Annotated in this window: 10 protein-coding genes; 2 read left to right on the forward strand and 8 right to left on the reverse strand. The window is 48.5% G+C overall.

Annotation, left to right across the window (positions count from 1 at the left end; genetic code table 11):
• Nucleotides 1-8: 8 nt before the first annotated feature.
• From BTV99_RS04235 to carA, 7 genes are all read right to left on the reverse strand, one after another.
• Entirely contained in the window at nt 9-1,475 is a 1,467-nt protein-coding gene (locus tag BTV99_RS04235) for a glycosyltransferase (RefSeq protein ID WP_241900657.1), read from the reverse strand.
• A 39-nt stretch (nt 1,476-1,514) separates the two neighbouring features.
• Complete coding sequence (locus tag BTV99_RS04240; protein ID WP_075101126.1) at nt 1,515-2,387, reverse strand: TIGR03915 family putative DNA repair protein; 873 nt, start codon at nt 2,385-2,387, stop codon at nt 1,515-1,517.
• A 12-nt stretch (nt 2,388-2,399) separates the two neighbouring features.
• Nucleotides 2,400-3,668 carry a putative DNA modification/repair radical SAM protein gene (locus BTV99_RS04245; RefSeq protein ID WP_075101127.1) on the reverse strand — a complete coding sequence of 423 codons (1,269 nt, stop codon included), beginning with the start codon at nt 3,666-3,668 and terminating at the stop codon, nt 2,400-2,402.
• Nucleotides 3,669-3,875: 207 nt separating this feature from the next.
• On the reverse strand, nt 3,876-4,760 hold the full coding sequence (locus tag BTV99_RS04250; RefSeq protein ID WP_075101128.1) for a hypothetical protein: 885 nt from the start codon (nt 4,758-4,760) through the stop codon (nt 3,876-3,878).
• Between the two features lie 347 nt (nt 4,761-5,107).
• Nucleotides 5,108-5,587: a transcription elongation factor GreA gene (greA, locus tag BTV99_RS04255; protein ID WP_075101129.1), complete on the reverse strand. Its 480-nt coding sequence runs from the start codon at nt 5,585-5,587 to the stop codon at nt 5,108-5,110.
• A 410-nt stretch (nt 5,588-5,997) separates the two neighbouring features.
• Nucleotides 5,998-9,261, reverse strand: coding sequence for a carbamoyl-phosphate synthase large subunit (carB, locus tag BTV99_RS04265; protein WP_075101131.1), 3,264 nt, complete (start codon nt 9,259-9,261; stop codon nt 5,998-6,000).
• A gap of 152 nt (nt 9,262-9,413) precedes the next feature.
• Entirely contained in the window at nt 9,414-10,646 is a 1,233-nt protein-coding gene (gene carA / locus BTV99_RS04270; protein ID WP_075101132.1) for a glutamine-hydrolyzing carbamoyl-phosphate synthase small subunit, read from the reverse strand.
• A gap of 447 nt (nt 10,647-11,093) precedes the next feature.
• Between carA and BTV99_RS04275 the strand changes: the two genes are divergently transcribed.
• Entirely contained in the window at nt 11,094-11,630 is a 537-nt protein-coding gene (locus BTV99_RS04275) for a gamma carbonic anhydrase family protein (RefSeq protein ID WP_075101133.1), read from the forward strand.
• A gap of 98 nt (nt 11,631-11,728) precedes the next feature.
• Here the strand turns inward: BTV99_RS04275 and BTV99_RS04280 are convergent, their stop codons facing one another.
• Complete coding sequence (locus tag BTV99_RS04280) at nt 11,729-12,175, reverse strand: hypothetical protein (protein WP_143507058.1); 447 nt, start codon at nt 12,173-12,175, stop codon at nt 11,729-11,731.
• 165 nt (nt 12,176-12,340) lie between these two features.
• Between BTV99_RS04280 and BTV99_RS04285 the strand changes: the two genes are divergently transcribed.
• Nucleotides 12,341-13,048, forward strand: a complete 708-nt coding sequence (locus BTV99_RS04285; RefSeq protein WP_075101135.1) for an HAD family phosphatase — start codon at nt 12,341-12,343, stop codon at nt 13,046-13,048.
• Nucleotides 13,049-13,133: the final 85 nt, after the last annotated feature.

Genomic DNA, 13,133 nt, shown 5'->3' on the forward strand with positions numbered 1-13,133 from the left:
CGCTGCTATCATGGTGGGTTGTTGTTTGATGCTGTGTCGTCTGCTGCCTTAGCGCTTGAAGTGTCTGAACGTAAAGTGTCTGAATCTAAAGTGGTCGGCTCTGATTCTGATTCTGGCTGTGACTGTGTTTCTGGTTTCAGCTTGGGTTTTTCTTTACTCAGCTTAATTTTTGTATGGTTATCGATTGGGTCGATTTTTACATAAGTAGACTCAGGAATGGATTTTGCTACTCGCTTAAGGCTTTTATTGATTCGTTTGACCGCTGCGTCGTCCTGTGCCGCTTGCTCCTCAGCCAGCGCTGCGTCATAGAGTGATTGATAAACCTCAAGAGTCGCCTCAATCATCTCACGCATGGTAAATTTGGTGGTCATCTCAGGGCGCGTGACACTCTCTAGCTGATTGCGAACCGCTTTACAAAGCGCCTTGGCATTGTACTTTTTGACCAGCCCTTGCGGATATAACGGCTGTAGTATCTCACTGAATGCCGCTTGATCCCAGCCAATGACGGGGGTGCCTAGGTGAATCGCTTGTAGGGCGTTGATACCAATGGACTCAGGCTCATTGGCGAGCGCCATGACGATATTGGCCGCTGATAGCCACTCGCGCATGTCATTGCGCTTGCTACCCACGTAGGTGATGCGCTCGGCCAGCCCAAGTGTATTGGTACGCTGCCGAAAGTCCTCGTGTGCCACGTCACCATCTCTATAATCATCGTCCATGATGATGACATGAATATTGGGGAACTGCTCCTGCAAATTGCCCAAAATATCAATCAGCCACTCTTGACCATATTCATTGCCAATGATGGTGGGAAACACCAGCCATTTTTTGTGCTCAAGCTCAGGATACTCTGCAAAGGTGTGCCGTAGCCAATAGACAGACGGATTGTGCCGATAAGGGTAACGGCGGGTGTCGACGCCGCGGTAAATACGTTTGATGACCTTGGGTCCTGCGTCTTCTCGGCGCAGGCCTTTTTTTAGGTAGTTGGTGACACTATCGGAGACAGTAATGATGATGTCGACATCGAGCAGCGCTTGGGAGTATTTGTTGATCGGATAAAAGCCGTACATGGTCGACACCAGTTTGGGCATGCGCTTTAGGCGCGCGCGGCGCAAGGCCAGATGTAGTATCCATGCAGGCGTACGCGAGTGCAAATGTATCACATCGGGGTCGTATTTTTCGATCAGACGGCGTAGGGCGTTGACGCGCAGCAACGACAGCCACGATTTTTTGTTCATATGTAGCTGATGATAATGGTTGCCATCACGCTTGAGACGTTTGACCAGATCGTTTTCTTCATCGGCGCTTGAGACGATGATAGAGGTGTGACCGTTTTTGACCAAGGCGCGGCCAAGATGAAAAATACCACGCTCGGATTCATCATGCTTTAAAGACGATAATAAGCGCATCACTTTCATAGCAGCGAGGGTCACCAAATCAAATATGAAGTTGCTATTGTCAGTTAAAAGTGGCAAAAACTCAACCACGAAGATAAAGGATGGGACCGAAAAACATTAGCGCCGCTTTTGGATATGCTCGGCATTGGGTGGTATTTGTTTTTCGCTCAAGTATTTCCAGTAGCGCTGCGGTAAGTATTGCCGATGCAGGCGTGGGTTTTTGCGCTCAGTTATATTGACGTTGGTAAAGTAGCCTTGCCAAAACTGCTGATAGCGCCGCTCATCTGCGCTATGAATGCTGGCAGGGCGGCGCAGGACGGCATCATCTAGATCAGTGATGGTCTGCAAGGCGGCAGGGCGCGTGGCTGTACTGTTGCTTTTGTCATAATAAATGCCGTAGCCGCGCGTTATATCATAAATCGCCCAATACTGGTCTTGATAGCGCTGCCGAAAATGCTCACCTATGAGTGGCAACACATTAAAGTCCGGCTCCACGCGGGCGAAGTAAATATCATCGGTGGTGTGCTCAAAGCGCACAAAGGCTTCCATACGGTGTTTTTCACGGCCGACAGATTTGACCGTTTGCACCAGCTCGAGCACATGCAAATTGCCGACATCCTGCATGATATGGCGATTGGGATAATCGATGGCGTATTTGACCACCCAAAATAACGTCGTGCCGATGTGCTCTTTTTCTGATAGAAACCCCCAAAGTAAGTTGCGTATACCTGAGCGGCCGAGCAGCTGGGTTAGCTTGACTAGCACGCGCTCTGCATGTTCTTCATTAGGCACAACGCTGGTTGCTTGAGCAATCAATGAGGGTACATAACAGTCTTGGGCAATTAATTGTAGTGCTTCATCGTCATATAATTTATTAGCATAAACATAGAAGACAGCACTTAACCAACCTTCAAAACTTGGCTCATAAAGCACAATACTGGGTGTCAATTGATCAACAGGGTACGCGGTGTTTGGGGTCAGCTCTGGCATATATGCTCCTTTTTAAAACAGTGCTAATTGCCCACTACGCTGATCCTTATATTTGGTCTGTGTTTGCGCCAGCACATATTGACGAAAGTTGTCACGGGTCAGATGGGCGAGATGCTCGTTTTTACCAGTGGTGGCAATGAAGTATTTGGCACGATTGACCGCCGCGCCCATTTTTTTGAGATGATAAAGGGTCAACTGATTAAACTTACGCGCTGTCACAATCTTTTTGGCGGTTTTGGTGCCGATACCTGGGATGCGTACAATCATCTCGTAGCTTGCCGTTTGGATATTGACAGGGAAATGCTCACGGTGGCGTATCGCCCAAGCGAGCTTTGGGTCACAGTCTAAATCAAGAAATGGCGACTCAGGCTCTACGATTTCATGCGCGCCAAAACCATAAAAGCGCATTAGCCAATCCGCTTGGTATAGGCGGTTTTCGCGGACCATAGGCACCGGCGTACCGATCGCTGGCAGGCGATTGTCAGAGAGCATCGGCACGTACCCTGAGTAGTAGACGCGTTTAAGATCATACTGCTTATAAAAGTGACTTGATAACTGAATCACTTGTAAGTCGGTCTCGTTGCTCGCCCCAACTATCATTTGACTGGTTTGACCCGCTGGAGTGAACTTTGGTGCTTTTTTGTGCGTTTTACGGCTCTCACGAATCGTGACGATCTCTTCTTTTACCGTCTGCATCGGCGCTTTTAGCTCGTCGTGAGATTTTTCTGGAGCAAGCAACGCCAGCCCTGATTTGGTAGGAATCTCGATATTGACGCTCAAGCGGTCTGCATAAAGCCCCGCTTCTAACAATAGCGCTTTTGACGCGCCAGGGATGGTCTTTAAATGAATATAACCGTTAAAGCGCTCACGAGTACGCAGTATCTTGGCGACCTCGACCAGTCGCTCCATGGTGTAGTCGCCATTTTTAAAGATACCTGAGCTGAGAAACAGCCCCTCGATATAGTTACGGCGATAAAACTGCATGGTCAAATCCACCACTTCTTCCACCGTAAAAGCGGCGCGCGGGGTGTCATTACTTTTACGTGACGTACAATAAGCACAGTCGTATATACAGTGATTGGTCAGCAGAATTTTGAGCAAGCTAACGCAGCGACCGTCTTCGGTATAGCTGTGGCAAATGCCTGTCTTTGAAGCATCACCCAGACCGCCGCCTTGGTTTTTGCGCGTGCCAGCAGAGGAGGAGCAAGAGACATCGTATTTAGCGGCGTCCGCTAAAATATTAAGCTTGCCTTGTAGTCGTTCATAATTGATGGTTGCCATAAGCGTGATCTACCAAATCATTTATAGGTATGTATTTTAGCAAAATCAGGCTTAAGTCGTTGTATTTATAGGATAATATATAAAACAACACGTCAGGTAGTGTCGCAAGATACGTCATAAACAAAGCCTTGCCGACTATAAAATGAGCCAGCAAGACCTTTTATCATTTTCAGAGTGATCAAATAACCAGACTCTAAAATCTAGTCTTTACTGAACTTTCGCACGTATAACGACAGTTTGAGCAGCATTTGGGCTTAGATCAACCAAATTCCACTTAAGACCAGAATAGTTTTCTTTGATGACCACGGTATTGCCAACTTGCTGGATGGTCTGATAGCTGTCGCCGCCAGTGGTGGCCTGCGTGGGTAGCGGGCTATTTAAGGATAGCAATTGCACGCCATTTGGCAGCGATACCATGGCATTGATGTCAGTGACGGGTTGTGCGGTGGTATTGAGATAAGTGGTGTGATATTCAATCACATCGCCTGGGGTGATATGGTTGGCAGGTACGGCTATTTCGCGGCCGTCACTGTTTTTTAATATCTTCATAACCTTGGTCTGTGCATTGACAATGCCAGGCGTGCTAAATGTGGGCGTCAATTGCAAGGTATCTACAGAGGTGGATACGATTTGCGTCGTTGCGCGTGGTTGGGTCGTTGCTGGCGGGTTAGTCACGACGGTGGTCGTAGGAGCGGTGATGACATCGACGCGGCTGGTTTTTTGGGTCAGCTGATCGCTGACAGGTACGCTAGTGACCGTGGTGCGGCCTTGGGTCACGACCGTGTCGTTGCCACTTTGGTGCACCGTATAGCGTGGCACTGTGGTCACTTGCGTGACCGCATAGGGCAGACCGTCTTTCATCGTAATGCCATTGGGCGTTGCTGTAATGGTGGCTGTTTTGCCATCAGCGTACTGCTCAACGACGGTCGTGCTATTGCCAGCAGATGAATTAATGGTCACTTCAGGCGCAGCATGTACTAAGTTGGCCGCAAGCAATGCACCGGTAAAAAAAAGAGCAACCGCCATCGCTACAGATGCTTTTTGGGAGAGGGTTTTGTGGGTAGTAACCACAGGTATCGATGTCAAGCTCATAAAAGACTCCTTAAAAAATAACAGTCAATATCACCAATCGTAAAGTGGCAAAAGATAACGGCCTAAACAAAACCCCCGCTAAATGACACGGTAACGCATGCCAAATAGCGGGGGTATCGAGTATTGATGACAGTCAATTATAATCACGCTTATAACTGCGCTGCTTGACTATCAAGCCGTCATTATTTTGAATAATGGTGCATCAATGAGCCACTATATTGGGGATTTGCACGCAAACTTGTCATGATTATGCGGCAAAACAAATTGAGTATAAAAGTGGCATTGTGTAACTGCTATAAAAAGGTGTCTATAATATCTGCTATTTATGAAGCAGATAAAAATGGGCACTATTGGTCATAGATGACTTTCATGATTTCGTACTCCACCACACCTTTTGGCGTTTCGATACGTACTTCATCACCTTCAAACTTGCCAATCAGACCGCGAGCGATGGGTGAGTTGACAGAGATTTTGCCTGCTTTAAAATCCGCTTCATCGTCACCGACGATTTTGTATTGTTTTTCTTCTTCGGTATCCATGTTTTCGATGACCACGCTCACACCGAATACCACTCGGCCATCGTTTGGCAAGGTCGTCGGGTCAATGACCTGTGCGGCGCCGAGCTTGGCTTCGATGTCGCGAATACGCGCTTCACAAAACCCTTGCTGCTCGCGTGCGGCATGGTATTCAGCGTTTTCTTTTAGATCACCGTGCTCGCGGGCTTCGGCGATGGCGGCGGTGATACGAGGGCGATCGACACTTTTTAGCTGTTTTAGTTCGGCTTCTAGCGCCGCGTGTCCTTGGGGAGTCATGGGGTAACGTTGCATGTTTTTTCCTTAAACCAATAACACCACACCACCTCAGATGAGATGGTGTCTGTGTTGTTGCAATGGGTTTGATATATTAAAGAGTTATATTGTATCAAGCATAAAGATACGATGAGCGGTGGCAAACGCAGCGCAGGCTACGACGGGTAGTCCTTGCTCATGTCTGACTGGCTCGGCTGGTCTTTATACACGATACGAAAAGGCTAAACAGATCATGGGTCGGCGCATTTACCAACGGGAAGATGCGCGCATGATCTTACATAATAAAAAGCATAGTCGCAGTTTAGCCACTATGCTTTTTGGGTCTATCTTGGTAAACGTCTTCTCAAGCATTATTGTCGTATCAAAACGCTTGGCACGTTTTGTCGCTGCGTTTTATTTGCTTGACGATAATGCTTAATCTACTGAAATTATTGGGCCGCGTCAACCACCTTTGCTTGCTCGTGCAAATCTTGTAGCTTATAGACATCAAATGGCAAGTCGATGGCATAAGATTTACAAACAGCATCCGCTGCACCTAAGGTTGTGACATAAAACACTTTATTCTGTAGCGCGCTGCGGCGGATAGAGAACGAATCCTCTTGCGCCTGCTTGCCCTCGGTCGTATTTATAATAAGGTCGATTTTGCCGTTTTTCAAGGCATCAACGATATGCGGACGGCCTTCGGTGACTTTGTTGATCTGAGTGCTGGCAATACCGGCTTCGCTGAGCACCTTTTGCGTACCCGTCGTTGAGACGATATTAAAGCCAAAATCAGCAAGCTGACGCGCGATAGGGGCGATTTGTGCCTTGTCGCTATCACGAACCGAGATAAAGGCCGTTTTGGTTTCGCCTTCAACAGGAAGGCCTGGCAGGCGCTCGTTACTACCGATAATGGCCTTATAAAACGCTTCGCCAAAGGTTTTACCAACGCCCATGACCTCACCAGTCGATTTCATCTCAGGGCTCAAGATAGGATCAACCCCTGGGAACTTGGCAAACGGGAAGACCGCTTCTTTTACTGCGTAAAACGAAGGAACAATCTCGGTCGTAAAGCCTTGGTCTTTTAATGAAGTGCCAGCCATACAGCGCGCTGCCACTTGCGCCAGTGAGGTGCCGATACATTTGGAGACAAACGGCACGGTACGAGCGGCACGTGGGTTCACTTCTAGAATGTAAACCGTTTCGCCTTTTACTGCGAATTGGACGTTCATTAGGCCGACCACGCCAAGCTCTTTTGCCATCGCTACCGTCTGCGCACGCATGGTATCGCAAAGCTCATCTGATAATGAGTAAGGCGGTAATGAACATGCCGAGTCGCCAGAGTGGACGCCTGCTTGTTCGATATGCTGCATGATACCGCCGATAACGACATCAGTGCCGTCACACACACAGTCGACATCGACTTCGATGGCATCATCTAAAAAGCGGTCTAATAGGACGGGCGCTTCGTTTGATGCTTGTACAGCGGTACGCAAGTAGTGTTTTAGCTCGTCTTCGTTATAGACGATTTCCATTGCGCGGCCACCCAAGACGTATGATGGGCGAACGACTAACGGATAGCCGACGTCTTTGGCTTTCACCAAGCCGTCTTCTAGGCTGGTCGCTAGCGCGTTTGATGGCTGCACGAGGTTTAGCTGCTGAATCATGTGCTGGAAGCGCTCACGGTCTTCAGCGCGGTCGATGGCATCAGGGCTGGTACCGATGATTTTTACGCCAGCAGATTCTAATGCGCGCGCCAGTTTCAATGGCGTCTGTCCGCCAAACTGCACGATGACGCCGTCTGGGTTTTCGATACGGACGATCTCTAGCACGTCCTCTAACGTGATTGGCTCAAAGTAGAGGCGGTCTGAGGTGTCATAATCGGTCGAGACGGTTTCTGGGTTACAGTTGACCATGATGGTTTCATAGCCGTCTTCGCGCATGGCGAGGGCAGCGTGTACACAGCAATAGTCAAACTCAATCCCTTGACCGATACGGTTAGGACCGCCGCCGATGACCATGATTTTTTTCTTATCGGTTGGGTTGGCCTCGCATTCGCTGTCATAGGTTGAGTACATGTAGGCGGTGCTGGTGGCAAACTCTGCCGCACAGGTATCGACGCGCTTGTAGACTGGATAAACGGCTAAGTCCCAGCGTTTTTTGCGTAATTGCTTTTGCGACACGCCGAGTAGTTTGGCCAAACGCAGGTCTGATAAACCTTTGCGCTTAAAGCGGCGCATATTTTGTTCAGTTAAGCCGCCAAAGCCTAAGGTTTTTACTTCGGCTTCGGTTTTGACGATGTCTTCGATCTGTACCAAAAACCATGGGTCAATTTTGGTGTAGTTAAAGACGTCATCGACACTCATACCGACGCGGAAGGCATCAGCTAGATAGTAAATACGCTCAGGCGTTGGGATGGTTAGATGGTTGATAACCTCAGAACGCGCTTTATCAGCCGGTACTTTTGCCAAATCTATTTGCTCATCAAAGCCGTCTGAGCCTGTTTCCATGCCGCGCAGGGCTTTTTGCATCGACTCTTGGAAGTTACGGCCGATGGCCATGACTTCACCGACTGACTTCATTTGCGTCGAGAGGATATTGTCCGCTTGTGGGAATTTTTCGAAGTTAAAACGCGGGATTTTAGTGACGACATAGTCAAGCGCAGGTTCAAAGCTGGCTGGCGTTTTGCCGCCTGTGATGTCATTTTGCAATTCATCTAAGGTATAACCAACAGCCAGTTTGGCAGCGATTTTGGCAATCGGGAAGCCTGTGGCTTTTGAGGCAAGGGCAGACGAGCGTGATACGCGTGGGTTCATCTCGATGACGACCATACGGCCCGTGTCTGGGTTGATACCGAACTGCACGTTTGAGCCGCCAGTTTCGACGCCAATCTCACGCAGTACCGCAAGAGAGGCATTACGCATGATTTGGTATTCTTTATCGGTCAGAGTCTGCGCAGGCGCGACAGTAATAGAGTCGCCCGTGTGTACGCCCATGGGGTCAAAGTTCTCAATCGCACAAATGATGATGCAGTTGTCGTTTTTGTCACGCACCACTTCCATCTCATACTCTTTCCAGCCGATGAGTGATTCATCGATAAGCAGCTGATGGTTGGGTGATAAATCAAAACCGCGCTCGCAGATTTCGATAAACTCATCGCGGTTGTAGGCGATACCGCCGCCTGAGCCGCCCATGGTGAATGACGGACGAATGATGCATGGGTAACCCATTTTTTCTTGGGTAGCAAAGGCTTCTTCCATGGTTTCAGCGGTTTCGGCGCGTGGGCACTCAAGGCCGATACGCTTCATAGCTTGGTCAAACAGCTCACGATCCTCTGCCATCTCAATTGCGTCTTTGGTCGCGCCAATCAGCTCACAGTTATATTTGGTGAGGATGCCGTGCTTGTCCAAATCCAGCGCGCAGTTCAGCGCCGTTTGGCCGCCCATCGTCGGCAAAATAGCATCAGGGCGCTCTTTGGCGATGATTTGCTCGACTGTTTGCCAAGTAATCGGCTCGATATAGGTGGCATCTGCCATTACAGGGTCGGTCATGATGGTCGCAGGATTTGAGTTGACCAAGATGACGCGGTAGCCTTCCTCGCGTAGCGCTTTACACGCCTGCGCGCCTGAGTAGTCAAACTCACACGCTTGGCCGATGACGATAGGGCCTGCGCCAATGATAAGAATGCTTTTTATGTCGGTACGTTTTGGCATAGTTAGGGCTACCTTCGTTTGGGTGATATTTTGAGTAATCTATAATGTAACGATATTATCAGTTCAGCTTATCGTGTTTGATATGGTGTCGCTTGAACCACCCTTAGTGCTTCAAGCGTTATATTTATTATTTATGGGTCAATATTAAGCGTTTAATCTTTGGCCGCTGCCATCATCTCGGCAAACTTATCAAACAGTGGCGCAGCATCATGCGGGCCAGGGCTGGCCTCTGGGTGACCTTGGAAGCTAAACACTGGCTTGTCGGTCAGTTCAATACCTTGGTTGGTACCATCGAACAGTGAACGGTGAGTCGATTTGACGTTGTCAGGTAGCGTGTCTTCATCGACAGCAAAACCATGGTTTTGACTGGTAATCATCACCGTCCCTGTGGCCAAATCTTGTACAGGATGGTTGGCACCGTGATGTCCAGTTTTCATCTTGATGGTGCTAGCGCCGCTGGCCAGACCGATCAGCTGATGGCCTAGGCAGATACCAAAGGTCGGAATATCTGTCTCGGTGATGATGTGACGTACCGCGTCGATAGCATAGTCACAGGCGGCAGGGTCGCCGGGGCCATTGGATAAAAAGATACCGTCTGGGTTCATCGCCAGTACGTCTGCGATAGGCGTTTGTGCTGGTACCACCGTCACATGACAGCCGCGATCGACTAGCATACGTAGGATGTTGGTTTTGCTACCGAAGTCATAAGCGACGACGTTGTATTTAGAGTCGATGTGAGTGCCAAGCTGCTTAAAAAAACCGCCTGTACCGCTATCATGGCTACCAGGTGCGTCACGGTTTAGCAGTGTGTCGGACAAATCCCACGTCCCTGCTGTCCATTCGAAGTTTTCTTTAGTGCAGCACTCTTTTGCCAAGTCCATGCCTTTGATACCGGCAAACTCTTGTGCCAGTTTAATGGCTTTTTGCTCATCATCGCGGCTGATTGTTTCACCGTTAGAGGCGGTCATGATACAGCCGTTTTGTGCGCCTTTATCGCGCAGTAGACGGGTCAGCTGGCGTGTATCAACCTCAGCGATGGCGACGGTGTCATGGGCTTGTAGATAGTCACTGAGCGACTGAGAATTACGGAAGTTGGAGGTTGCCATGGTGGCATCGCGGATGATAAGACCGTCGGCCCAGACTTGGTGGCCGTTGCCAGACTCGGTGTCTTCGCTGTTGGTACCAGTATTACCGATATGCGGGTAGGTAAGGGTGACCAGCTGGCGCGCGTAGCTTGGGTCAGTTAGGATTTCTTGATACCCTGTCATGGCTGTATTAAACACCACCTCACCGACACGATGACCAAGGCTACCGATACTGACACCGCGAAAGATTGTACCGTCTGCTAGTGCCAAAATTGCTTGTATTTCTGCCGATGAATTCAAGGTTTGCCTCCGCTATTATTTGTGAGTTCTGTGACGATGCTTGTGGTTGGCTGTCGGTGTAAATCCTTTATTTTCAAAGCCTTGGAGATAATAAGTCTCAAGAAAAATATAGGCCGTACACAAAAATTGCCCACAAAAAAGCGAGAAGACATTATCGATGGAAACTACAAAACTCACTAGGTAGTGAATAGGTAACTTGCATCATGTCCGCTCGCTTAGGCACAGATTTTGCGCATTATATACAATATAGACGCAGATAGCCAGCTGATTTTTTAACACAGTGCAAGCGCTGTGCCAAGTTGTCAGAATTAAGTTGGCCAGATGGCGAGCGGCTCGAAGAATAGCGCTGGATTTCTACAGTTGTCTTTGCCACAATGAGTCGTAACATCATGAGCCGTAACATCGACCAATTAACCACAGCGTTTTTTAGTAGGACAAGGAACCGTTATGATTTACCAGTATATAGATAAGACCCCTGAATTTGCTAGCCCCTTTCATGGCTGGGTGGCTAATAGCGCACAAGTGATTGGTGATGTGTATTTGGGCCATCAAGCCAGCGTCTGGTTTGGTGCGGTGATTCGCGGTGACAACGAGCGCATCCATATCGGTGACTATAGTAATGTACAAGAAAACAGCGTCATCCATACCGATGCAGGTATCGAAGTCAAAATAGGCAACTATGTGACGATTGGGCATTTGGCAATGTTGCACGGCTGCGAGATTGGCGATAATAGCTTAATCGGAATCGGTGCGGTGGTGCTCAATCATGCCAAAATCGGTAAAAACTGTATCATCGGTGCCAAAGCCTTAGTCACAGAAGGGAAGGAGATTCCAGATAACTCACTGGTCATGGGCGCACCGGCCAAAGTGGTGAAAACCCTAACGGATGAGCAAGCAGCGATGTTAAAACTATCGGCCATGCACTATAGTGAGCGCTGTCAGAAGTTTAAAACTGGCCTCAAAGAAATAGCCATGCCTGAATGATAAGAAGTAATAAATGGCGGATATGAGTGGCTCATTTTGTCGTTTCTCGTTTTATCCGTTGTTCGTCTTATCCTCGCTGACATTGTGGTTGCGCGTATTTACGTCATGAGCATCATGACCAGCCAAATAACCGCAAAGATAGCAATACCGATCATCAGACCTCGAAAGATATCATGGCGTATAGAGTAGTCGTCGAGATAAGCGTTATTGCCAGCTTGCTGATTGTGTAAGGCATTGACGCTCTCGGCACCTGCGTTTTTGCCGACAAAAAACCCAATAATGGCACCCAAAACCAGCAGGATGGGCGTAAATAACCAGAAAATATCACCCGTGCCTAGATTGAATAAAGAGCGAATCACGACGATAGCAAGATCGATAAATAATCCGCCAGCGCCATACAGCAAAGCTGTCAAGAGCGCATATAAGATACGTGCCATCGGAGACTGATAATCCTCTCCTCGTTGCCGCCGTCTAATCTCTTTGATAGAGCGGGCAGGGCGTCTCGGTCGACGAGCGGTGGTGGACTGGGGATTGGGCGTTTTCATAAGGTTCTCTGTTTTTATTATAAAGTTAGCATAATTTTGTTTGCTAAACAGTAGTATTCACCAAATATTACCGAATCATGGAAGATAGGGTGTCACCAACTATCACCCAACTTTTAACCCTTCTTTACCAATCATCGTTTTTATAAATCACCATAAGGTTTTATTATGCAGGCAGCACAACCGATAGCAAAAGAACTGGCGCTTTTTGATTTGGATCATACTTTGCTCGATGTCGATAGCGACTATCTTTGGGGCGAGTATATCGTCAAGCACAATCTGGTCGATGAGGCCGAATATCGTACGGCCAATCAAAAGTTTTATCAGGACTATATCGAAGGCACGCTCGATGCCACTGAGTACAATGAGTTTGTCGCCCAGTTTTTGAGCAGCTTGCCGATGGAGAGGCTACACGCGTTACGCGAAGACTATATCAAGTCTGAGATCGAGCCGCACATCCGCCCAAAAGCAATGGAGGTGCTCTGTCAGCATGTGGAAAAAGGGCATGATGTGGTGATAATCTCCGCGACCAATGATTTTGTGGTGTCTGCCATCGCAAAGCGTTTTGGGGTCGAGGCTGGCAATGTATTATCGACGCCGCTTGAGATAAAGGACGCCCGCTATACCGGCAAGCTCACCGACAAGCCAAACTTTAAAGAAGGTAAGATTTATCATCTCGATAAGTGGTTAAATAAGCAGCAGCTCGCTGGCGTTCGTTTTGAAAAAACTTATGCGTATTCAGATTCTAAAAACGACATCCCGCTGCTAGAATGGGCGGACGTCGCAGTCTGCGTGTCTCCTGATGACGCGCTGCATGCTCATGCGCTGGCGCATCGCTGGGCGGTCGAAGATTGGTCGATTGAGGCTGGTCAATGAGCCGCTACCAGGCAGCGCACAATTAATCCATTATGTAACCGTAATCTCATTTAAAATAGCGCCCGAGTGCGACCTTTATTTTTTA

Origin of the sequence: Psychrobacter sp. Rd 27.2, from assembly GCF_001921755.1 — a bacterium.
Classification (GTDB): domain Bacteria; phylum Pseudomonadota; class Gammaproteobacteria; order Pseudomonadales; family Moraxellaceae; genus Psychrobacter; species Psychrobacter celer.